Annotated in this window: 20 protein-coding genes and 1 pseudogene; 15 read left to right on the top strand and 6 right to left on the bottom strand. The window is 52.9% G+C overall.

What is annotated here, in order from left to right; translation table 11 throughout:
• Positions 1-9: 9 nt before the first annotated feature.
• The gene (locus NAL19_RS02380) at positions 10-606 is read right to left on the bottom strand and encodes a hypothetical protein (RefSeq protein WP_263058650.1); all 597 of its coding nucleotides are present in this window, start codon (positions 604-606) and stop codon (positions 10-12) included.
• A gap of 48 nt (positions 607-654) precedes the next feature.
• Entirely contained in the window at positions 655-1,086 is a 432-nt protein-coding gene (locus NAL19_RS02375) for a hypothetical protein (protein WP_263058649.1), read from the bottom strand.
• A gap of 187 nt (positions 1,087-1,273) precedes the next feature.
• Here NAL19_RS02375 and NAL19_RS02370 point away from each other — a divergent pair, with 187 nt between their 5' ends.
• The 3 genes from NAL19_RS02370 to NAL19_RS02360 all read left to right on the top strand — a co-directional run bounded on the left by NAL19_RS02370 (position 1,274) and on the right by NAL19_RS02360 (position 2,667).
• The gene (locus NAL19_RS02370; protein WP_225086730.1) at positions 1,274-1,660 is read left to right on the top strand and encodes an Imm10 family immunity protein; all 387 of its coding nucleotides are present in this window, start codon (positions 1,274-1,276) and stop codon (positions 1,658-1,660) included.
• A 42-nt stretch (positions 1,661-1,702) separates the two neighbouring features.
• A complete protein-coding gene (locus NAL19_RS02365; RefSeq protein WP_225086729.1) occupies positions 1,703-2,239 on the top strand; it encodes a DUF4265 domain-containing protein in 537 nt (178 codons plus the stop codon).
• An 80-nt stretch (positions 2,240-2,319) separates the two neighbouring features.
• Positions 2,320-2,667 carry a hypothetical protein gene (locus NAL19_RS02360; protein ID WP_225086728.1) on the top strand — a complete coding sequence of 116 codons (348 nt, stop codon included), beginning with the start codon at positions 2,320-2,322 and terminating at the stop codon, positions 2,665-2,667.
• A gap of 125 nt (positions 2,668-2,792) precedes the next feature.
• Here NAL19_RS02360 and NAL19_RS02355 read toward each other — a convergent pair whose 3' ends face one another.
• Both NAL19_RS02355 and NAL19_RS02350 read right to left on the bottom strand, forming a co-directional pair.
• Positions 2,793-3,350 carry a YagU family protein gene (locus NAL19_RS02355; protein WP_263059649.1) on the bottom strand — a complete coding sequence of 186 codons (558 nt, stop codon included), beginning with the start codon at positions 3,348-3,350 and terminating at the stop codon, positions 2,793-2,795.
• A gap of 560 nt (positions 3,351-3,910) precedes the next feature.
• A complete protein-coding gene (locus tag NAL19_RS02350) occupies positions 3,911-4,318 on the bottom strand; it encodes an MEKHLA domain-containing protein (protein WP_225086726.1) in 408 nt (135 codons plus the stop codon).
• A gap of 273 nt (positions 4,319-4,591) precedes the next feature.
• Between NAL19_RS02350 and NAL19_RS02345 the strand changes: the two genes are divergently transcribed.
• The 6 genes and pseudogenes from NAL19_RS02345 to NAL19_RS02320 all read left to right on the top strand — a co-directional run bounded on the left by NAL19_RS02345 (position 4,592) and on the right by NAL19_RS02320 (position 10,277).
• Positions 4,592-6,205: an ABC transporter substrate-binding protein gene (locus tag NAL19_RS02345; protein WP_263058648.1), complete on the top strand. Its 1,614-nt coding sequence runs from the start codon at positions 4,592-4,594 to the stop codon at positions 6,203-6,205.
• Positions 6,183-7,142: an ABC transporter permease gene (locus NAL19_RS02340; RefSeq protein ID WP_012773138.1), complete on the top strand. Its 960-nt coding sequence runs from the start codon at positions 6,183-6,185 to the stop codon at positions 7,140-7,142. The genes NAL19_RS02345 and NAL19_RS02340 overlap by 23 nt, the downstream gene beginning before the upstream one ends.
• Positions 7,135-7,999 (top strand): annotated as a pseudogene (locus tag NAL19_RS02335) (ABC transporter permease). Before NAL19_RS02340 ends, NAL19_RS02335 begins: the two are co-directional and overlap by 8 nt.
• Positions 7,996-9,699 carry a dipeptide ABC transporter ATP-binding protein gene (locus tag NAL19_RS02330; RefSeq protein WP_225086723.1) on the top strand — a complete coding sequence of 568 codons (1,704 nt, stop codon included), beginning with the start codon at positions 7,996-7,998 and terminating at the stop codon, positions 9,697-9,699. Before NAL19_RS02335 ends, NAL19_RS02330 begins: the two are co-directional and overlap by 4 nt.
• Before the next feature lie 75 nt (positions 9,700-9,774).
• A complete protein-coding gene (yefM, locus tag NAL19_RS02325; RefSeq protein WP_039324900.1) occupies positions 9,775-10,026 on the top strand; it encodes a YoeB-YefM toxin-antitoxin system antitoxin YefM in 252 nt (83 codons plus the stop codon).
• Positions 10,023-10,277, top strand: coding sequence for a Txe/YoeB family addiction module toxin (locus NAL19_RS02320; protein WP_039282578.1), 255 nt, complete (start codon positions 10,023-10,025; stop codon positions 10,275-10,277). Before yefM ends, NAL19_RS02320 begins: the two co-directional genes overlap by 4 nt.
• A gap of 41 nt (positions 10,278-10,318) precedes the next feature.
• Here NAL19_RS02320 and NAL19_RS02315 read toward each other — a convergent pair whose 3' ends face one another.
• Positions 10,319-11,173, bottom strand: a complete 855-nt coding sequence (locus tag NAL19_RS02315) for a helix-turn-helix domain-containing protein (protein WP_225086721.1) — start codon at positions 11,171-11,173, stop codon at positions 10,319-10,321.
• Positions 11,174-11,197: 24 nt separating this feature from the next.
• Positions 11,198-12,037 (bottom strand): HTH-type transcriptional activator RhaS, encoded by an 840-nt coding sequence (gene rhaS / locus NAL19_RS02310; RefSeq protein ID WP_225086720.1) that lies wholly within the window; start codon positions 12,035-12,037, stop codon positions 11,198-11,200.
• A 335-nt stretch (positions 12,038-12,372) separates the two neighbouring features.
• Between rhaS and rhaB the strand changes: the two genes are divergently transcribed.
• The 6 genes from rhaB (at position 12,373) to mgtA (ending at position 21,579) form a co-directional block, all read left to right on the top strand.
• Entirely contained in the window at positions 12,373-13,863 is a 1,491-nt protein-coding gene (gene rhaB, locus NAL19_RS02305; protein WP_263058647.1) for a rhamnulokinase, read from the top strand.
• Positions 13,860-15,122 carry an L-rhamnose isomerase gene (locus NAL19_RS02300; protein WP_225086718.1) on the top strand — a complete coding sequence of 421 codons (1,263 nt, stop codon included), beginning with the start codon at positions 13,860-13,862 and terminating at the stop codon, positions 15,120-15,122. Before rhaB ends, NAL19_RS02300 begins: the two co-directional genes overlap by 4 nt.
• A gap of 4 nt (positions 15,123-15,126) precedes the next feature.
• Positions 15,127-15,951 (top strand): rhamnulose-1-phosphate aldolase, encoded by an 825-nt coding sequence (gene rhaD / locus NAL19_RS02295; RefSeq protein WP_225086717.1) that lies wholly within the window; start codon positions 15,127-15,129, stop codon positions 15,949-15,951.
• Between the two features lie 104 nt (positions 15,952-16,055).
• The gene (gene rhaM / locus NAL19_RS02290; RefSeq protein WP_263058646.1) at positions 16,056-16,370 is read left to right on the top strand and encodes an L-rhamnose mutarotase; all 315 of its coding nucleotides are present in this window, start codon (positions 16,056-16,058) and stop codon (positions 16,368-16,370) included.
• Between the two features lie 441 nt (positions 16,371-16,811).
• Positions 16,812-18,389 carry a methyl-accepting chemotaxis protein gene (locus NAL19_RS02285; RefSeq protein WP_225086715.1) on the top strand — a complete coding sequence of 526 codons (1,578 nt, stop codon included), beginning with the start codon at positions 16,812-16,814 and terminating at the stop codon, positions 18,387-18,389.
• Positions 18,390-18,867: 478 nt separating this feature from the next.
• Positions 18,868-21,579, top strand: a complete 2,712-nt coding sequence (gene mgtA, locus NAL19_RS02280; RefSeq protein ID WP_263058645.1) for a magnesium-translocating P-type ATPase — start codon at positions 18,868-18,870, stop codon at positions 21,577-21,579.
• Positions 21,580-21,708 lie beyond the last annotated feature (129 nt).

Genomic DNA, 21,708 nt, shown 5'->3' with positions numbered 1-21,708 from the left:
ATCAGAGCGTTAGCCAAGTTGTAGAAAAAATCGGCCACATGTATTTGCTGTTTTATCCCAGAAACGCTCATCTAAAAAGAGATAGCCCATGCCATCTGAGAGTATTCCTTTATGACGCGGCAGCGCAGCATCGAGATCGCCCCCATAAATAGACACTCTTCTCTGCCCTATATTTGATGTGATAACCCCTTGCAGCCAGGCATCAATGCCACCTAACTTAGAGGCTAAATTTTCTTCATCATCTGAATCCGCACTTCTTGATATATGGATGCTTCCGCGATCGATAATTGGATTAGCGACTTCGTTGCGCTCAACTTCAGAGCGAATATATCCCAATACGATCGCCTCAGAATTACTCTCAATCGCACGCAGCTTGCGGTAATGAAAAACTTCCCCCGACAAGTAGGGGATAAATACAGATACCCAATAGTGCTTCGGTACGAATGACGGTGAATACCACGCTCCGGGAAAAGAGACCAGATGGGTAAGGGGGATTCCATCAGCAGAGTGTGGCCAGGACATTTCACTGGGTAAATAAGCCCCGCCGCCGACATAGGCATCATGCGACGCATTCGGTTCATGGGTAAAAATCAGTTCATCGTACATCAGTATTTCTCGTATCCATTATTAAGAGCAGCAGGCTATTTACATCGCTCACTTCTTCTGCCAGACAGGCGCATCATCCGACGTTATTTCAATAAGTTGCCCGTCATTGTCGTAGTGACAGAACCATGCATCTTCGCAAGGCCACCCTTTGGAGAAGGCTCTGCCGGACAGCACGCGGCCAGAAGGGGAATACTGGTAACGAAATACGGCAAAAGCCTCTCTCATGCCAACGCCGATATAAATCCTCGCGTTATCATCAAGTTGTAGCATTCGCCCCAGGCCAAGCAAATTTGATTTTCCGCTTTCTGGGCTATCCATTCCCTTAAAGCCAAGAGTCGTGATCTCTAACATATCGCCAGTGCGGTTATATAGCGTGGCCTGAATCGCTTGAACGCCCTTCTGCACGGGAGAAATCGTAATAACGTGGCGGCCACCCGAGAAACCAGAACAATATTTCCCTAGCCAGCGTGCTTCATCCACATTGGCATATTTCCTTTTCATCACCTCGGCGACTGTCAGCGCGCAGCACCACAAACAGGGAAACACCCGTTGAAATTCTGGAAAGACTGCTGTCGAATACGGATGAAAGTGTCACCAGACTCGCCAAACGCAATGTGGATGAAAGATAAACTTCTCATCCTCACAGGGAAGACGGTAGGAGAAACCCATGAACGTGATATTTCCAGCAACCTATTATGATTCGTCCTCTGAAGAGAGCGTTTCGACGATTGGGTTCGCAGACAGTGCAGATGATCCACAGCATTTTCTCATTTTGCAACGAGCGGAAGAACCTGATGAGCAAGACGAAGAACTGGGTCAAGACACCTATTATGTTGAGATAGGCAACCCAAACGTAGCGGGATATGGCGGTATTGATGCTGTTTTGGTTACGACAAACAACATCATTTTTACGTGCTCAAGTACAACGAACTGGTGCCAAAAGATAAAAACCATTGAGATAGGAATCGAGCCACAATTGGGAACCCCTGGCGAAATTGAAGCCTCGCTTCGGGAAATATTTATTGATACATCAACACGCGTCTCTCGGTCATAGCCGAAGTCTACTGCTCGTGAAACGTGCTTACGGAAAAAAGACATGCGAGCCTCTTTTTGGGCTAACATCGGGACATTATTTCACTTCACCGACTCAAATAGTGGTAACCACTCACCTATGTTAATTCGTGTCTATGTAGCAGATAACGATGGACCAACTTTTGAAGTGCTACCCGTCAGAGAAATCGAGAAAGACACTTACGAATTGCTGTCTTCTCCCGGCCTTGCGTTAAATTTAGCACGCGGGGATATCTTCCGAATTAACGATAAACATGCCCATCCAGAAGTGCTGCGCAGGGGCGGTAATTTTTGCATTCATATCTATGCTGATTATCTTCCCCCTGAAGATATCGCCAGTTTAGAAAAGGAGGTGGGTAGCCAGCTCAATGGAACATTAGACGGCGTATATCAGGGCAACTTATCATTGGCAGTGCCTGCCAGAAATGGGATGGATAAGATTGCCGACGTTTTCGATGCCTTTCGCGAAAAAACAGGTGTGCAGTGGTACTTTGCGAATATTTATAAGAACATTGACGACGACGAAGATGAGACACTTTTAAACTGGTGGCTAGATAGCTAAGCGCCCATCAGCCAACGTCTCAGACGGCATAACGTGTTTCGGAATCTCGGAATGCATAGAACATCACAGCGGATTGAACCATGCAAAAAGCGGCTCGCCCCCTACCCGGCACACGACAGCAGCAGATCTGCGATAAGTACCAATTGCCACCGCATTCCCCAGAGGAAATGGTCGCTATTGCCTTAAACACCTTACAAAACTCCCCCATTTACGGAACCCGAATTCCCTTGCCAGAAAACGGCACAATAAGCTGGTTTATCCACTGCGGCGAACATTCAGCCAAGAGTGGTTTTTACCAGCCCCTTCACACCAGTCACTTAGAGGAAATGTTGCCTGAAGTTGTGCCTTATCTATTTTTATCCGAAGGGACGAAATTCATTATCGACCGGGACGGGTATGAGGACGTTTGGACGAACGAGGCAGAATAGAAAAACGCCCTGAAAGCCTCTCAAGGCGTTTTAGCATAGACGGAGATATTTACTGTTAAGTTATAGTGCGACACTAAAATAATAAGCATCGCAATATTTCACATTATCTAAAATAAAATCACAGCCTATCGTGCAGCATTCAACGGAATTTCAGGATCCGGTTCGTGAGTCATACGATTACGTAAATCACGACGAATAATTTCAATGGACCAGAACCAAATGAGGTGACCTACAATCTCAGACACATGTTCATACCAAGGGAGAACAAACAGAGATGGCGTAAGCCCCATCAATGGGAATGAGATCATGTGGACAAATAATTGAGCCAGCGCGCCCGCCAGCAAGCCTTGCCATAATTTTATTTTAGGAAATACTTCTGCAACAACGCAGTAACCTACAGCAAAAACAATAGAGAAAATAATATGCGTCACACCAACCCAATTGAATACGTGGCCAGCAAAGGTATAAACCGCTGCATTAGGGTCAACGACGCCAAGCCAATCGCGTAAAAAAATGTAGGGTGGGTTAAGAAAATTACGAGAGCAGTCAATGTGATCGGCAGCTCTAATCAGTGATTCAGGTACGCAAGCACTACTAAACATATCCGTAGGGCTACGTGGAGGAAGCGGATTTTCAGCGCCCCACTTAACAAAAGATGAAACAATACCAGCAATCAAACCAATAAAAGCGGCTAATCCATAGTGTCTCCGGGATGGAGATGTTTGTTCAAAAAAAGTTCATTTTTTTTACCAATCTAACCATTAAAGGTTATATTCTTACATAGGTATTATGGACTGATAAAGAGGTTAATTGGTCTATCGGGTAATCTCTCTAGTATATTTTGTTATTAGGAACGCGGTTTTAAATTTTATAAAAATAAAAAGAAGACACCATGCGTTGGTTTTTTGTGAAATTTTTACTCAATAATTTAAAAACCAGATTCTTTAACGCATCAAAAATACCCAGACAAAATAGAAAAATGAATAATAACTCACCGATAATATTACCAATAAGAAATAGACTGGTTATTTTTTTGTGAAAGCATAACAGTTTAATAACGTATTCTTTCACACAGCATCACACAAAAGCTCTATCCGGATTTTTCACTCATATCCGCGAAAACAGATATTCCATTGCTATAGTGCGACGAAATGAGGCACGCCAAAAACCTCATCCAGGCTGATTCCTTATTCTGGTCTGAGCCAATCTGGGCGCTGATGCGCCTCACGCCAGAATAGTGCGGCTATTCCCCAGGGCGTTCCATCCTGATGGCGTAATTGCAGACCACGCCACCGTAAATCGGAAATGTCTGGCCATTTTTCTTGATGCGGATTCCAGTATAATGATGGGCAATCCCCTGCTGAGACACATTTTCAAGAAACTGCTGTCGGGCTGGCTGCAAATCGGCCTCAGCACTCAGTCGGGAAGGCAACGCCAGCATTTCCGTTTCTGTGTAGCCAAAACAATCGAGCGCAAAGTGATTGGCATAGATAAAGCGAGGTTCATCCCCTGTTCCTTGTGCTAGCAGACTATAAGGAGCTTGTTCATGCAGCCATCGATAACGGTCGGCCAAACCAGTAGGGGAAGGCAGTGAAGTACCGTTCAATGCCAGATAACATGAATCAATCTTCTCAAGTAATGTAAGCAACATCGCTTCTCCTTAACGGTTTCTTCGTCATGAATGGCGCCCAGCCGTTGATGCGCATCAACCAGCACATCGATCAAGGGTAGTAATAAAAACCGATACCACCACCAAGATTCCAAAGAAAACCCGTCATCATCAGCGCAGCTAAAAGCCTTTCACATATATATTTTTATGGAATTGAAAATCTACTTTTATTCTTTTACATGCATAAGGCCGCCCTCTAGAGTAGCGAAAAGACCGCCGAGTATGGCTTCATGTCATTGGTAAAGGACACAAGGAATGGAAAAAAATCATCCGCAAGTTACGACTCTCGCTGCAGGGTTACTCTCGTTACTTTTTGCACTCAATCCTGGCGCTTATGCTGCACAAAGCGGTGAAAAACCGGTGTCTGGCGGTATCCTGAATGTCGGGCTGGGCAGCGATACGCCGATTATCGACCCGCACATTACGGCCTACGGCGTAACGGCGCTGATTGCGCGTAACGTGGTGGATTCACTGGTTGGACAGGCGGAAGATAACCGCTTTACGCCCTGGTTGGCGGAAAGCTGGAAAATTAACGACAACAACACCGAATACACTTTCCATCTGCGTAAGGATGTGACGTTCAGCGATGGCACCAAGCTGGATGCCGCAGCGGTGAAATACAACATCGAGCGTATTCTCGATCCGAAAACCACCTCCAGCTACGCGAAATCGCTGTTAGGCCCTATCGACAAGATCTCAACGCCGGATGACTACACGATTGTGCTCCACTACAGCTCACCGTTTGCGGCACTGTTGCAGGGGCTGAGCCTGCCGTATCTGGGCATTCAATCACCGACTTACCTGAAGAACACGCCAAATACCAGTAATACAGTGGTGGGTTCCGGGCCGTTTATTCTCGACTCCTTTGTAAAAGGCAGCGGCAGCAAGCTGACGAAACGCCCTGATTACAACTGGGGACCGGGTTATGCCAAACACACAGGCCCAGCTTATCTGGATGGTCTGGTGTTCAAGTATCTGCCGGAAGCGTCGGTTCGCCTTGGCGCACTGAGCAGCGGCCAGATTCAGGCTATTGACGCCGTGCCGCCAGCCAATTTCCCGACAGTGAAGCGCAATCCGAAGCTGGAAGTGCTCACCTATGAGAACCCGGGCGTTAACCGCGTGCTCTACCTCAATACCACCAAAGGCCCCTTCCAGGATGTCGCGGTGCGTAAGGCATTCCAGAGCGCCGTAGATACCAACGCAGCGGTGAAAATTGCGTTCTTTGGTACGCTGAAAGCCGCCGATAACGTTCTCGGCCCAGCCACGTTGTACTACGATCCGAGCGTCGCATCCCGCTGGGGCTTCGATGTGAAAAAAGCCAATGAACTGCTGGATAACGCAGGCTGGAAACAGAAAGACGGCGAAGGCTTCCGAACCAAAGATGGCAAGCGCCTGAGCGTCAGCTTCGTGTACGCTTCAACCAACGTTGAAGCTGCGGATGTCGCACTGTTCCAGGCGGTGCAATATCAGGTGAAGCAGGCCGGCTTTGAAGTCAAACTGACACCGGTTGATGCGGGTGAATTTACTACGCGCACCAATGCCAATGAGTACGATATCGCCTCCAACTTCTTCGTGCGTGCGGAGCCGGATATTCTGCGTACCGTCTTCGATTCGGCCTATGCGCCACCGAATGGCAACAACTTTACGCGCATTAGCGTGCTGGATGACAAGCTGAGAAAAGCCATCGGTGCAGGCGAAGCGGAACGCAAACAGCTCTATAGCGAAATACAGCGTGAGGTCATCGATGAGGCGTATGTGGTTCCATTGTACATTCCCGCCTACCAACTCGGCCTGTCCAAACAGGTACAGGGCATAAGCTGGGCTACCAACGCAAAACCGAACTTCTATGATGTCTGGATTAAACGTTAATCTGTACGCGTTAGGTAAACGTCTCTTCACCATTTTGGCTGTGCTCTGGGGCGCAGCCACATTGACGTTTATTGCCGTCAAACTGATCCCCGGCGATCCCGTTGCCATTCTTAGCGGCGGCGATAACGTGGTGGATGAAGCCTATCGCGCCGTACTCATCAAACAATTCGGGCTCGACCAACCGCTGTGGGTACAATATCTACGCTACTGCGGACAGGCGCTACAGGGTGATTTTGGCGTCAGCTATCTCTATCGTCTGCCAGTCGGCAGCGTAATTAGCGATGCGATGCATGAAACCCTGCCGCTGGCGCTCGGCGGCTTGATTCTGGCGTTGTTCCTTGCGATTACCAGCGCACTGCTGACCGCAGGGCGTTATGGTGCGCTGCGTACCACCGTTTCCTGGCTGGAACTGACGCTGCTTAGCACACCGGTCTACTGGATTGGGATCGTACTGCTGAGCCTGTTCAGCTTTCGTCTGCAATGGTTTCCGGTCACGGGCAACGACGGCGTGATGTCGCTGGTGTTGCCGGTTATCACGCTGAGTCTGCCGATTGCCGCCATTCTGAGTCAGGTACTGCGTGACGGTCTGGAAGAGGCGCTCTCCCAACCGTTTTCGTTAACCGTACGCACACGCGGCGTCAGTGAAATCCGACTGCGTTTCCGCCACGGTCTACGCCATGCGGCGCTGGCAGCCTCAACGCTGACTGGCACGCTGCTGGCAAGCGTACTTGGCGGCTCCGTGTTGACTGAAACCGTCTTTGGCCGCGCGGGTATCGGGCAGGTCACGTTGAGCGCGATTGAAAACCGCGACATGCCGCTGGTGCTGGGCGTCGTGATGCTGTCCGCGTTCCTGTTCGTCGTCATCAACCTGCTGGTGGATGCGCTGTATCTCATCATCGATCCCCGCTTACGCAAGAAGGCGAGCGCCCATGAGTAGTGAACCGATGCCCTTTACGCAGACGCCCTCAAGAAAAACCTATCGCAGCCCGTGGCTGAGCACCGCAACGCTATTGCCTGCCGCTATCGTTTTCCTGCTGGCGCTGGCGGTCTTTTCCTTCGCTGTTTACCAGCCGTACCGCCGATGAAATGGATATGGGAGCGGTATTTCAGCCACCGAACGCCACCTATTGGTTCGGCACCGATCAGCTGGGACGCGATATTTTTTCCCGCATCGTTCACGGCACTTCCCTGTCGCTGGGCATCGGCGTCGGCGCAATGCTGATCGCCTGCTTCGGCGGCGTGCTATTTGGCACCCTATCGGTGCTCGCGCCGCTGCGTATCCGTCAGGTTCTGGTGCGCCTGTTGGACATCATGCTGGCGTTTCCCGATCTGCTGCTGGCGTTACTGGTGATCGCCGTACTGGGACGCGGCCCGGAAAACACCATGCTAGCCGTTGGGCTGGCGGGGATTGCCGGCTATGCGCGTTTAATTCGTTCTCAGGTGCTACAAGTCAGGCTATCCGGCTATGTCGAGCACGCGATTGCGCTGGGCGAGCACCCGCTGTATATCGTTTTCCGCCATATCATTCCCAATACGCTGCGCCCGTTGTTGATTGTCGCTACCATCGGCGTTGGCCACGCGGTGCTGTCCGCCTCGGCGCTGAGTTTTCTGGGCTTGGGCGTTGTGCCACCGACTGCCGAATGGGGCGCGCTACTGGCTGACGGACGTAACTTCCTTGATATCGCGCCCTGGGTCAGCCTGCTGCCCGCCAGCGTCGTTGCGCTATCGGTGATTTCTATCACGCTGCTCGGGCGTCGTTTACAGGCCATTTTGGCAAAAGGAGAGGCACGATGAGCCTGAATACACTTCCTCACCCCGCTCATGCCGCTTCAGAAGCCCCCGCAAAGACGCCGCTGCTGCGTGTAGACGGCCTGAGCGTCACCTTTCCCAGCCCTTTCGGCCCCATTCGTTCGGTTAAAAACCTCTCTTTTCAGGTCAATGCCGGAGAAATTCTGGCGCTGGTCGGCGAATCGGGTTCAGGGAAATCCGTCACCGCTCGCACGCTCGTGGGTCTGGCCGGTGAAGTCGTTGACATACAGGCAAACGCGATTGAACTCACGCGCCATGACGGCAGTCTGTGTGATTTACGCTATCTGACCGACCGCGACTGGCGGGCGATTCGTGGCCGTGAAATCGGCTTTGTTTTACAGGATGCGCTGGTGTCTCTCGACCCGCTGCGCAAGATAGGGCAGGAAGTCGCCGAACCGATTCTGACCCACCGCCTGCTGCCCCGCCAGCAGGTTCCCGCGCGCGTCGCCGAACTCCTGACAAAAGCAGGTATTCCCGACCCAGAGAACCGCGCCGCCCAGTATCCGCATGAGCTATCCGGCGGCCTGCGCCAGCGAGCGCTTATTGCTTCCGCGTTGGCAGCCGGCCCACAGTTGCTGATTGCCGATGAACCCACTACCGCGCTGGATGCCACAGTGCAAAAGCAGGTGCTGAAAGTCTTCACCGCCTTGGCGCAGGCAGGACACGGCGTGTTACTGATCACCCACGATCTTGCTGTCGTCGCAGACGTTGCGGATCGCGTCATCGTGATGCAGAACGGATCGTTGGTTGAAGGCGGTGAGGCACGACAAATCCTGTCAGCACCGACGCATCCCTACACCCGCAAATTGCTGGCAGCGATCCCAACGGCTTCTACGCGTGGAAAGTGGCTGGCTGGCGTCGATCCCTTACAGAATGGCATTGCTCCCTCAGCCGCGTCTCTGGCGACAACGCACACTGACGATACCATCGCCCTGACGGCGGATCGCATTGCAGTGTCGTTCAAACGGCCGGACGGCAGCAGGATGCAGGCCGTCAATCAGGTGTCTCTCCAGATCAAACGCGGTGAAACGCTGGGTATCGTCGGGGAATCCGGCTCGGGTAAAACCACGCTGGGCAAAGTCATTCTGGCGCTGCAAAAACCAGACAGCGGCGAAGTCCGACTGGCGGACCATGCCTGGAGCGCGTTAACAGAGCGCGAGCGCCGACCGCTACGCGCACGCATTCAGACGATCACACAGGATCCGCTTAGCTCGTTCGATCCGCAATTTACCGTCGCCCAGATTTTGAACCAGCCGCTGCGCCTGCGCCGCGATCTGAGCGACGACGAGAAACAGCGCCGCATTCTGACGCTACTGGAATACGTTGGCCTGACGCCCGACCTGCTGAGCCGCCGCCCAAGAGCGCTGTCCGGCGGGCAACGCCAGCGCGTTTCCATCGCACAGGCGCTGGCTTCAGAACCTGAGATACTGATCTGCGACGAACCGGTATCAGCGCTGGACGTCACAACACAAGCACAGGTACTGGACTTACTCGTCGCGTTGCAACGCCAACTGGGGCTGACAATGTTGTTTATTTCTCACGATCTGGGCGTGGTACAGCACATGAGCCACCGCATCGCGGTGATGAAAGACGGGGATATCGTAGAAACGGGGCCGGTCGAGCAGATCTTCAATCAACCGCTGCACCCTTACACGCGCCTGTTGCTTTCAACGGTGGCGGAGTAGCGCTGTTGAAGAAAGATTGGGTGGTTAAAAACGCGGCGACATTGTACAATGATAAGTACATATCAGGAGGGACAAATGCGTACAATTAGCTACAGTGAAGCCCGACAAAATCTATCGGCGACCATGATGAAAACGGTCGAAGACCGTGCTCCTATTCTTATCACTCGACAGAATGGTGAAGCCTGCGTGCTGATGTCTTTGGAAGAGTATAACTCTCTAGAAGAAACCGCGTATTTACTGCGTTCACCAGCCAATGCCAAAAGACTGATGAACTCAATCGAGAGCCTTAAGGCTGGCAATGGCGAAGAAAGAGATATCATTGAGTGAAGCTAATCTGGTCAGAAGAAGCATGGGAAGACTACCTGTACTGGCAGGACATCGATAAGCGGATGGTCAAAAAGATCAATGAATTAATAAAAGAAACGCGCAGAACACCTTTTGAGGGAAAAGGAAAACCAGAGCCACTTAAACATAACCTTGCTGGTTTCTGGTCGCGCCGTATCACCGAAGAACATCGTTTGGTTTATGCCATCACCGATGACGCCATGATGATCGCTGCCTGCCGCTACCACTATTAACCCGCCATTGATTCATCGCACCCAATAGCTAAAAAGCGCCGTCACTCCACATTCAGGAAGCGCTGACGATAGGCACTGGGAGAAACGCCAAACGCCTGATGGAACACCACAGAGAAGTAGTTGCTGTCTTCAAAGCCGCACAGCGCGGCAACGTCGCCAATGGTTTGCAGGTCATAACGCAGCAACTCCATCGCCTTACAGAGCCGTAACTGGCGCAGGTAGTGTGGCACGCTCATGCCGGTTTGTTCTTTAAAGCGTGAACGTAAACTGCGAGCGCTGAAGTGGTGCTGTTCGCAGAAGGCTTCAAAGCGAAACGGCGTCGCAATGCTGGCACGCAACGCATTCATCAACATATCCAACTGGTGCGCATCAGCCAGTTGTGGATTATCCGGCGTGTGGCGATAGCGCGCCGCCAGCAGCGCAATCTGCAACAGCAGCGCTTCACTCAGTTGCAGCGACAGCGCATCAGACTTCATACACTCCTGCCTCAGCGCATCCACCTTCTCACGAAGGGTATCCATGCCTTCCGAGCCTAAGCACCAGTGACGCTGGCTTTGTGGGCGTTCCCCACTCGGCAGCAGCATCTGCCAATCAGCAGATAGCGTCAGGCGATTGCGGATATAGAGGATGTTGTCCAGCTCAAGCTCGTGGACGGATTCATAGCTGTGACGATCGTGTGCGGAAACATAGAACATATCGCCACGGGTAATGCGGTAAGGCACATCGTTCCAGAGGTGCAGGCCATTGCCACGCCAGACAATCACCAGTTCGTCAAAATCATGATGATGCAGCGGAAACACCGGCTGCGGATGCCGCTCGGCCACCATCACGGCATTCTTGTCGGTGAGGAAATAGTCTTCAGTCTGTAATTTCAAACCCCGTACTGCTGTCGCCATTCCCTCACCCGCCGTTGCCGTTACCTACTCTTCACGAGAAAACGCCTGATGGCGTAGTGACTTAGGCGCCTGCGAGAATGCCTTGCGGAATTGCGTCGAGAAGTGATTGCTGTCGCTAAATCCACAGGCGTGCGCAATGGTAGTGATCGAGTCATCACTCTGCTGCAACCGCCGACGCGCCTCCAGTAATCTTAACCGATTCAGATAGCGTTGTGGCGTCATACCTGTGTGTTGTTTGAGCTGGCGATGCAGCGTGCGCAGCGGCAGTGAGAACTGATCGGCCAGGCTGCCCCAGTTCACCTCTTCACTGTAGTTGTTTTGCAACCAGCCCAGCAGCGCCTGTACTCCCTGACGTTCAGATCCATTGCTCTGGGTCTGGAAACACTGCTGACGCAACTGCACCAGAATATGCAGAAACAGGCTCTCGCTGGCGGCAATCGCCTCCGGCGCATCGCTCTGCGCTAATTCAGCCAGGCTGTTCAACGACTGCTTCAACTGCTGCATCCCCGCCGCATTCACTTGCCACTGCCCCTGCCACTCGCCGTTCGGGCCATACGGCAAGAAGGCGGCGATATCGGAAAGGAAACGAAACCCGCGCGGCGAACGGTACAGCATATTAGTCAGGCACAACCCTTCCACGTCTTCAAACAGATGCCTGTCGTTATCGCGAACAAAGAACACCGAACCGCTGCACAGCGCATAAGGCTGATCGTTAAACACATGGACGCCAGCGCCCTGTTCCACCAGCACAATTTCCCAGAAATCATGGTAATGCTCAGGAAAAGCCGTTTGCGGGGTGCGTGGTTCTACCGCAACCGTTACGGCACGCGAAGTAAAAAAATCATCACCACGAAGTAACGTCATTTCAGTTCTCCATTCGGCCTCTGGCAAAAATGCGGCCTTTGAAAAAGGGTAGCCAGAAGCCACAGAACCGACCTTAAATTACCGTCACTCACACGCCATCTGACTGCTCTTTTTTTAAGATCTCACCGCCCAATTGATTGAAGTGTGGTAAGGATCACACCGCTTTCCCCCTGATTTTTCCGTGGTTATTCCCTGAATAATTTCCCAGATTGTGAGCCCTTTCACGGTCAGCTTTGTCATTTTGCCAGCCGCCTGTTGTTGATGGCACTCATCGGAAGGTGGCTGCGGTGACCGCTCTTTACACTGCAACACATCCAACAATAAGGAGTGCGGCTATGGCGGTGAAGAATATCGTGGCGGTGGATTTAGGGGCATCCAGTGGTCGGGTCATGCTGGCAACCTTGCATACCGCAACGCAGCATCTGACGCTGAAAGAAATTCACCGTTTCAGCAATACGCTGGTGTTTCAGGACAACCACCACCAGTGGGATCTCGCCGCACTGGAACGCGATATCCTCATGGGATTACACCAAATCGATGCTATGGGTATCGCGCCTGATAGCATTGGAATCGACAGTTGGGGCGTGGACTATGTGCTACTCGATAAGGACGGGCAACGTGTTGACCTCCCCTATTCCTATCGCGACCACCGCACCGACGGCGTGATGGCTACCGTCACTGCCGAGCTGGGGCGTGAGGCGATCTATCAGCGTACCGGCATTCAATTCCTGCCGTTTAATACGCTGTACCAGCTTAAAGCCCTGTGCAATGCGCCGTCTGAGAATCTGAATCAGGTGGCACACCTGTTGATGATCCCCGACTATTTTCATTATCGCCTCACGGGGAATCTGGTTTGCGAATACACCAACGCCAGCACAACCCAACTACTTAATCTGGAAAGGAAAACCTGGGACGGCACGCTGCTGGATTATCTGGGCGTACCACGCCGCTGGTTGAGCGACCCCGTGCAGCCGGGGCACGTCGTAGGAAATTGGGTAGCACCGAGCGGACGACAGATTCCCGTCACCGCCGTCGCCACGCATGATACCGCCAGCGCGGTGGTCGGCGCGCCGTTGCAAAGCCGCGACAGCGCTTATCTCAGCTCCGGCACCTGGTCACTGATGGGCATTGAGAGCGACACACCGTTTAACAGTCCACAGGCGCTGGCCGCCAATATCACCAACGAAGGCGGCGTGAATGGCACCTATCGGGTGCTGAAAAACATCATGGGCCTGTGGCTGTTACAGCGGGTCTGCCAGGAACGTGACATCAAGGATTTAGGCGTGCTGATTCAGTCCGCCGCCGCTCTGCCTGCCTTCGCCAACCTGATTAACCCGAATGACGAGTGCTTTATCAATCCGCCGTCTATGCATCAGGCAATCCGCGACTATTGCCGTGAGCACGGCCAGCCCGAACCCCAAAGCGATGCCGAGTTGGCACGCTGTATCTTCGACAGCCTCGCGCTGCTCTACCGCCAGGTGGTGCTGGAACTGGGCGAACTGCGGCACGCACCAATCCGCCAATTGCACATTGTCGGCGGCGGCAGCCAGAACGCTTTCCTGAACCAACTGTGCGCCGATGTGTGCCAGATTCCGGTTCTGGCCGGGCCGGTCGAAGCCTCGACGCTTGGCAATATCGGCTGCCAACTGATGGCGCTGGGCGCCGTCGCCGACCTTGCCGCTTTCCGGCACATGCTGACTCATAACTTCCCTCTGCATCGCTATATCCCGCGTGCGGAGAGTGATTTTGCCGGGCACTGGCGTCGTTTTCAGGCGCTCAGCCAGCCAGAAACCGCCCCAAAGGGCAAAAAGGAGACCACGCAATGAGCACACCGATTGAAACCGCCTGGCAGTTGGCAAAAGCGCGTTATGCCAGCCTGAATATTGACGTAGAGGCCGCGCTGGAACAGCTCGATCAGATTCCGGTATCAATGCACTGCTGGCAAGGTGACGATGTGGCCGGATTCGAAAACACCGGTGGGCCGCTGACCGGTGGCATTCAGGCCACCGGCAACTACCCCGGCAAAGCGAGCACGCCAGATGAACTGCGTGCCGATCTGGAACAGGCCTTTGCGCTGATCCCTGGCCCCAAACGGCTGAACCTGCACGCCATCTATCTGGAATCCGCACAGCCCGTCGCCCGTAACAAGATTGCCCCCGAGCATTTCCGCACCTGGGTTGAGTGGGCTAAACGCCACCAGCTCGGGCTGGATTTTAACCCGACCTGCTTTTCGCATCCGCTGAGCGCAGACGGTTTTACCCTGTCGCACCCGGACGAAAAAGTACGTCGCTTCTGGATTGAACACTGTCAGGCCAGCCGCCGGATTTCTGCCTACTTCGGTCGCGAACTCGGTACGCCGTCAGTCATGAACATCTGGGTGCCGGACGGCATGAAAGATTTAACCATCGATCGTCTGGCGTTCCGCCAACGGCTACTCAGCGCACTGGATGAGATCATCGCTGAGCCGCTCGATCCGGCACACCATATCGACGCGGTGGAAAGTAAGCTGTTCGGAATCGGCGCAGAAAGCTTTACCGTCGGCTCCAATGAATTCTACCTCGGCTACGCGGCCAGTCGCGGCACCGCGCTCTGCCTGGATGCCGGACACTTCCACCCCACCGAAGTGATTTCCGACAAGATCTCCAGTGCCATTCTGTACGTCCCCCGCCTGCTGCTGCACGTCAGCCGCCCGGTACGCTGGGACAGCGATCATGTGGTGCTGCTGGACGACGAAACGCAGGCCATCGCCCACGAAATCGTGCGCCATAAGCTGCTTAACCGCGTGCATATCGGGCTCGATTTCTTTGATGCCTCAATCAACCGCATCGCCGCCTGGGTCATCGGCACCCGCAATATGAAGAAAGCCCTGCTGCGCGCGCTGCTGGAACCGACAGAAACGCTGCGCACACTGGAACAAAACGGCGATTACACCGCGCGTCTGGCGCTGCTGGAAGAGCAGAAATCACTGCCGTGGCAGGCCGTGTGGGAACACTACTGCCAGCGTCATGACGTACTTCCGGGCAGCGAATGGCTGCAACAGGTGCGTCAGTATGAAGAAACCATCCTCACTCAACGTCAAGGGTAAGATTATGCAAGCAATTCTCTCTTCCTGGTTTGTACAGGGAATGATTAAAGCCACCAGCGACATGTGGCTCAAAGGCTGGGACGAACGTAACGGCGGTAACGTCAGCCTGCGCCTGACGGCTGAGGATGTGACACCTTATGAAAGCGACTTCTACCCGCAGCCGCGCCATGAGGCGCTATCACAACCGATGCCAGAACTGGCTGATTGCTGGTTTATCGTCACGGGTTCCGGCAAATTTTTCCGCAACGTTCAACTCGACCCGGCGGATTCACTGGTGGTATTGCAGGTTGATAGCGACGGCAAAGGCTACCGTATTTTCTGGGGGCTCACCAACGGTGGCCTGCCGACCTCTGAACTGGCCTCGCATTTCCAGTCGCACATTGTACGCATGGGCGTGACCCACGGGCACGACCGCGTCATCATGCACTGCCATGCGACCAATCTGATCGCCCTGAGCTATGTGCTGGAGCTGGATACCGCGACGTTTACCCGTGAACTGTGGGAGGGCAGCACGGAGTGTCTGGTCGTCTTCCCGGACGGCGTGGGCATTGTGCCGTGGATGGTGCCGGGCACCGATGCCATTGGCGATGCTACCTCTGAGCAAATGAAGCGTCATTCGCTGGTGCTGTGGCCCTTCCACGGCATTTTCGGCACAGGTCCGACGCTGGACGACGCCTTCGGCCTGATCGATACCGCAGAAAAATCCGCCGAAGTCATGGTGAAAGTCAGATCGATGGGCGGTAAGAAGCAGACGATCTCGACCGAAGAGCTGATCGCACTGGGTAAACGTTTTGGCGTCACCCCCATGGAAGCCGCGCTGCGCGTGTAGCAGGTTTTCGGCATAAAATTATTTTCATCATAAAATGATCTTCAGCCTCAAACCGCCACGGCCTCACGCCGTGGCGTTCTGCTAACGATTACGGGGACTCATCCATGTTGCGTAAGGCTTTTGTGATGTCGGTTTTTCCTGATTGCCACAATGAATACCAGCGTCGCCATAACCCTATCTGGCCGGAGCTGGCCGAAGTGCTGAAAAACCACGGGGCACACCACTACAGTATTTTTCTGGATAAGCAGCGCAACCTGCTGTTCGGCTATGTGGAAGTCGAATCCGACGCGCGCTGGGAAGCCATTGCACAAACGGAAATTTGCCAGCGCTGGTGGCAACATATGAGTGACGTGATGCCATCCAATACCGATAACAGCCCGGTTAGCGATGCGCTGGAACCGGTGTTTTATCTGGACTAAGGCATACTTTGTGAGCCTCATCGTACAGCGGTAATGATATTACCGCTGTGTCGTTATGATAGAAGAGATCAAAAAGAAATAATTTGTCATTTAATTAATGGTTTTCGTTACATATAGTTATTAGCTTTAGTAAGCACATAAATATTTATTGATTATTGATGGCAGTCACATTTTATTCCCCCTATTTGTGAATGCTTTACTTCTCACATTAAAAATAAGAATATTTATTAAAACAATGTTTAACAACTACTCGCTCAATTTAAAATAAAATAGTTAAAAAATTAAAAAACAATCAGGATTTAGTCTCGATAAAATGCAATTTTTTATTATTAAACCCCGTTTCATCACTCCACTCTCTTTATCGAATTACGTATTATAAAGATCTTATTTTATTTGCCGTTATCACTATTACCTTCTCTCTAATAATCAATAAGAATAGCGATGAAATTCTCTCAACTCACAGTGTTCTCCAAGTTATTACTCGGGTTTTCCGTCCTGGTAGCCATGATGCTGCTATTAGGTGTGGTCTCACTACTCCAGCTTAGCGTTAATAACAGCCGTATTGTTGAATTAAGCAGCAACAGCCTGCCTGGCGTGCGATATAGTTTGGAAATGCGTGGCACATTGTCTGAAACGCGTTTGCAGCAAATACAGTATATCGACTCCAAAACCCCTGAAGAGCGCGAAGGCCATCGCAAAGAATTACTGCAAAACGCCGATGCCTTCCTGGCTGCACTGAAGAACTACCAAACCGTTGCGAATAGCGAGGATAAAAAAGCGCTGATTAAAGTGATTGGCGATAATTTCTCCGGTTTTAACTCGGTCAACGCCACGCTAATTGATACCGTGAACCGGGGCGATCTGGCTGAAGCGAGCAAAATCAGCGGCGCAAGCTCCTCTAAGTATCGTAGTCAATTAATGAAAGATCTGGCCAAGCTGGTGGATATGGAAGTGGCGACGGCAAAAGATATCGTCGCCAGCGCCGATTCGACGTACCGGACGTCGCAGTACTATGTTTGGGGATTGCTGCTGCTCGCTCTGCTGACGACCGCCGTTATCGCCACCATTATCTCACGCAATATTTCACGCCAGCTCGGCGGCGACCCGAATTACGCACAAGAAATCATGACCGAGATTGCCTCCGGTAATCTCACAACGGAAATCAAACTGCGCCAAGGGGATAACAGCAGCCTGCTGGCTTCCATCAACTACATGAACCAACAGTTGATGGGCATCGTGCATACCATCATGAGCGGCAGTGAATCCATCTCGCTGGCATCCAGCGAGATTGCTCAGGGCAACAGCGACCTGTCGCAGCGTACCGAAGAGCAGGCAGCCTCGCTGATTCAGGCATCGGCGAATATGCAGCAGCTAACGCACACCGTGCGCCAGAATGCGGATAACGCCAAGGAAGCTAGCCAGTTGGCACAGCAAACCTCGGAAACCGCTTCTCAGGGTGGGCTTATCGTGGACGATATGCTCAAACGGATGCATGAGATCTCCGACAGTTCACAGAAGATCGTCGATATTATCGCCGTGATCGAAGGGATCGCTTTCCAGACCAATATCCTTGCTCTGAACGCCGCAGTGGAAGCCGCCAGAGCGGGCAGCGAAGGAAAAGGTTTTGCCGTCGTCGCGGGCGAAGTTCGGACACTGGCACAGAAGAGTGCCAACGCCGCCAAAGAGATCAAAACGTTGATCGAAGGCACCGTCGAGAAAATTACCGATGGCTCTGCGCGAGCAGACAAAGCCAGCCAGGCGATGTCGGAGATTGTGCTGTCAGTGAAAAAGGTCACCGATATCGTGGCGGAGATTTCTCAAGCCTCCAACGAGCAGCATATCGGCATTAAAGAGATTAGCGTAGCGGTAGAACAAATGGACCGCGTCACCCAGCAGAACGCGGCGCTGGTTGAAGAATCCGCCACGGCGGCGCACGCCATGACGGAACAGGGCGAACAACTGCGCGATGCGGTTCGTTTCTTTAAAGTGAATCAAGACGCTATGCTGAGAATTCATTAATTCCCCTCTGCCCCGCTGGCTACCCGGCGGGGCACACATGCTTTCAGCGCCCGCCTTTTCACACTTCGCACCGACGAACAGCGCGATACCCGCTGTTCGTCGGCAAACACACTCAATTTGTCTCATGAACAAACGTTGACGTTCGGTTTAGGCAAAAGGAGTTATTGTTGCACCACTAAACTACGTATGCTGTTTTTACGTCACGGTTTCTACGTACTCTACGTATCCTGCATCGTCAACTGACGACTATTTTGCTATCTCGCCGCACGGCGATAAGGAGACAACATGGACGAACACCCTAGATGGCCCGGTAAACCGCATCCGCTAGAATAAGGATCGTCTTCTTCCCCGACCTCTCTGTTCTCTCCGCCTGCGCCGTTTACCTCCCTTAATACCTTTATTTTTCTCCGCTTTACGTCCCTTTATTCGGGATGCGCGCTCGTGCGTGGCGGACAGGCAACATTAAGAGAGCAGCATCATGACCGATATGATCACGCAAACGGGGTATCGCCGCGCCCGTAAAACCCCCACGGCCACTTTTGCGATTGCCCGCGAGGCGCAAAACAGCCTCGATCAAACGCTGGCTAACCTGAATACCCATCTGCACGGCTTAAGCCATGATGACGTCATTGAACGTCAGCAAACCTATGGCGAAAACCGCGTCGCCCATGAGAAAGCACCACACGCGCTGGTACAGTTAGCCGCCGCGTTTAATAACCCGTTTATTTACGTGCTGACCGCGCTGGCCGCTATCAGTTTTTTCACCGATTACTGGCTGCCGCTGCGTCATAACGAAGAGACATCACTCACTGGCGTGATCATCATTCTGGTGATGGTGAGCCTGAGCGGCCTGCTGCGCTTCTGGCAGGAATTTCGCACCAATAAAGCCGCAGAAGCACTGAAATCCATGGTGCGGACAACGGCCACCGTACTGCGCCGTCCTCACGCCAGCGCCAACGCCGTCATGCAGGAAATCCCGCTTCAGCAGCTGGTGCCAGGCGATATTCTGCTGCTTTCCGCTGGCGATATGGTGCCTGCGGATGTCCGGCTGGTGGAATCACGCGATCTGTTCGTCAGTCAGGCGGTACTAACCGGTGAATCACTGCCGATCGAAAAATACGACGTGTTCAGCGATATCAGTGCCAAAGGCTGCCAGCCCACAAGCTGTGGCGGCGAAAGCGATCTGCTGTCGTTATCCAACATCTGCCTGATGGGAACCAACATTTCCAGCGGCACGGCAACGGCCATCGTCGTGGCGACCGGTAGCCATACTTACTTTGGCTCGCTGGCGAAATCCATCGTCGGCACCCGTTCCCAAACTGCCTTCGATCGCGGCGTCAACAGCGTAAGCTGGCTGCTGATCCGCTTTATGGTCGTGATGGTGCCCGTCGTGCTGCTGATCAACGGCTTCACCAAAGGCGACTGGATGGACGCCAGTCTGTTTGCGCTGGCAGTCGCGGTTGGCCTGACACCGGAAATGCTGCCGATGATCGTCTCGTCCAATCTGGCAAAAGGCGCGATTGCCATGGCACGGCGTAAAGTCGTGGTCAAACGCCTGAACGCGATTCAGAATTTTGGCGCGATGGATGTATTGTGCACCGATAAAACCGGTACGTTAACGCAGGATCGCATCATCCTTGAACATCACCTGAATACGCAGGGTCAGGCCGATGAGAGCGTGCTGCAACTCGCCTGGCTCAACAGCGCGCATCAGAGCGGCATGAAAAACCTGATGGATCAGGCGATCATGCAGTTTGGCCGCCATAACCCCGCCATCGCCGCGCTGGGCCGCTATCGCAAAATCGATGAGCTGCCGTTTGATTTTATTCGCCGCCGCCTCTCCATCATCGTTGCTGATGAACACAACCAGCAACGCCTGATTTGCAAAGGCGCGGTAGAAGAAATGCTGTCTGTCGCCACACACGTGAATGAAAACGGACAGCGGTATGAACTGGACGATGAACGCCGTAATACGCTGAAAACGCTGGCGGAAAGCTACAATCAGCAAGGGTTTCGCGTGTTGATGATCGGCACCCGTGAGCTGAGTCCGGTGGGCAGCACGCTGCCACTCAGCGCCGAGGATGAACGCGGCCTGACCCTCTGCGGCCTGCTGACGTTCCTCGATCCGCCGAAAGAAAGTGCCTCTGCCGCCCTTCGTGCCCTGCATGAAAACGGTGTGACGGTTAAAGTCCTGACGGGCGATAACGCGATCATTACCAGCAAGATCTGCCGCGATGTCGGGCTGGAACCGGGCGACGTACTGGAGGGGAATGCGATCGATGCGCTCAGCGATGAGCAGCTTGGCGTGCTGGTGGAACAGCGCACCATTTTTGCCCGGCTGACGCCGCTGCAAAAATCTCGCGTACTGAAGGCGCTGCAAGGCAATGATCATACGGTCGGCTTTTTAGGTGACGGTATCAACGATGCGCCCGCCCTGCGCGATGCCGATATCGGGATTTCTGTCGATACCGGCACGGATATCGCCAAGGAATCGGCTGATATCATTCTGCTGGAAAAGAATCTGATGGTGCTGGAGGAAGGCGTTATCAAAGGGCGTGAGACGTTCGGGAATATCATCAAATACCTGAACATGACCGCCAGTTCTAACTTCGGCAACGTGTTTTCGGTGCTGGTCGCCAGTGCCTTTATTCCGTTCCTGCCGATGCTGGCGATCCATCTGCTGATTCAAAACCTGATGTATGACATCTCCCAACTGTCGCTGCCGTGGGACAAAATGGATAAAGAGTTCCTGCGTAAACCACGCAAATGGGATGCTAAAAATATCGGTCGCTTCATGCTGTGTATCGGGCCGACGTCATCGATTTTTGACATCACCACCTACGCGTTGATGTGGTTCGTGTTTGCCGCTAACAGCGTAGAACATCAGGCACTGTTCCAGTCAGGCTGGTTCGTTGAGGGATTACTGTCACAAACGCTGGTGGTGCATATGCTGCGTACCCAGAAGATCCCGTTTATTCAGAGTACAGCGGCGCTGCCAGTGATGTTGATGACAGGATTGGTGATAGCGATGGGCATCTATCTACCGTTCTCACCACTAGGGCCGCTGGTCGGGTTACAGCCGCTACCGTGGGAATACTTCCCCTGGCTGGTCGCCACGCTGATTGGCTACTGCACCGTCGCTCAGTTGGTCAAACGCGCCTACATCCGCCGCTTTGGCCAATGGTTCTGATCCCTTCTTGACGTTTTCACGGCGGGTGCGCTGTCGCCCGCCGTACGTACTCAAACAAAGGCTGATGATAAAGGCATATTACATACCAAAACCATCGTTTGATGCCGTACACAATCAGGCATGATAGAG

The organism is Pectobacterium sp. F1-1 (assembly GCF_025643735.1).
Taxonomy (GTDB): domain Bacteria; phylum Pseudomonadota; class Gammaproteobacteria; order Enterobacterales; family Enterobacteriaceae; genus Pectobacterium; species Pectobacterium colocasium.
The sequence above is the reverse complement of the archived record's forward strand: the minus strand, read 5'-3'. Positions and strand labels throughout refer to the sequence as shown.

Bases quoted from the DNA above. Each gene is read 5' to 3' on its own strand.
- NAL19_RS02380 (WP_263058650.1), bottom strand. From the start codon at position 606: ATGTACGATGAACTGATTTTTACCCATGAACCGAATGCGTCGCATGAT.
- NAL19_RS02340 (WP_012773138.1), top strand. From the start codon at position 6,183: ATGATGTCTGGATTAAACGTTAATCTGTACGCGTTAGGTAAACGTCTC.
- NAL19_RS02350 (WP_225086726.1), bottom strand. From the start codon at position 4,318: ATGTTGCTTACATTACTTGAGAAGATTGATTCATGTTATCTGGCATTG.
- rhaM (WP_263058646.1), top strand. From the start codon at position 16,056: ATGTTGCGTAAGGCTTTTGTGATGTCGGTTTTTCCTGATTGCCACAAT.
- rhaB (WP_263058647.1), top strand. From the start codon at position 12,373: ATGGCGGTGAAGAATATCGTGGCGGTGGATTTAGGGGCATCCAGTGGT.
- NAL19_RS02360 (WP_225086728.1), top strand. From the start codon at position 2,320: ATGCAAAAAGCGGCTCGCCCCCTACCCGGCACACGACAGCAGCAGATC.
- rhaS (WP_225086720.1), bottom strand. From the start codon at position 12,037: ATGACGTTACTTCGTGGTGATGATTTTTTTACTTCGCGTGCCGTAACG.
- NAL19_RS02330 (WP_225086723.1), top strand. From the start codon at position 7,996: ATGAGCCTGAATACACTTCCTCACCCCGCTCATGCCGCTTCAGAAGCC.
- NAL19_RS02365 (WP_225086729.1), top strand. From the start codon at position 1,703: ATGCGAGCCTCTTTTTGGGCTAACATCGGGACATTATTTCACTTCACC.
- yefM (WP_039324900.1), top strand. From the start codon at position 9,775: ATGCGTACAATTAGCTACAGTGAAGCCCGACAAAATCTATCGGCGACC.
- rhaD (WP_225086717.1), top strand. From the start codon at position 15,127: ATGCAAGCAATTCTCTCTTCCTGGTTTGTACAGGGAATGATTAAAGCC.
- NAL19_RS02285 (WP_225086715.1), top strand. From the start codon at position 16,812: ATGAAATTCTCTCAACTCACAGTGTTCTCCAAGTTATTACTCGGGTTT.
- NAL19_RS02370 (WP_225086730.1), top strand. From the start codon at position 1,274: ATGAACGTGATATTTCCAGCAACCTATTATGATTCGTCCTCTGAAGAG.
- mgtA (WP_263058645.1), top strand. From the start codon at position 18,868: ATGACCGATATGATCACGCAAACGGGGTATCGCCGCGCCCGTAAAACC.
- NAL19_RS02345 (WP_263058648.1), top strand. From the start codon at position 4,592: ATGGAAAAAAATCATCCGCAAGTTACGACTCTCGCTGCAGGGTTACTC.
- NAL19_RS02315 (WP_225086721.1), bottom strand. From the start codon at position 11,173: ATGGCGACAGCAGTACGGGGTTTGAAATTACAGACTGAAGACTATTTC.
- NAL19_RS02300 (WP_225086718.1), top strand. From the start codon at position 13,860: ATGAGCACACCGATTGAAACCGCCTGGCAGTTGGCAAAAGCGCGTTAT.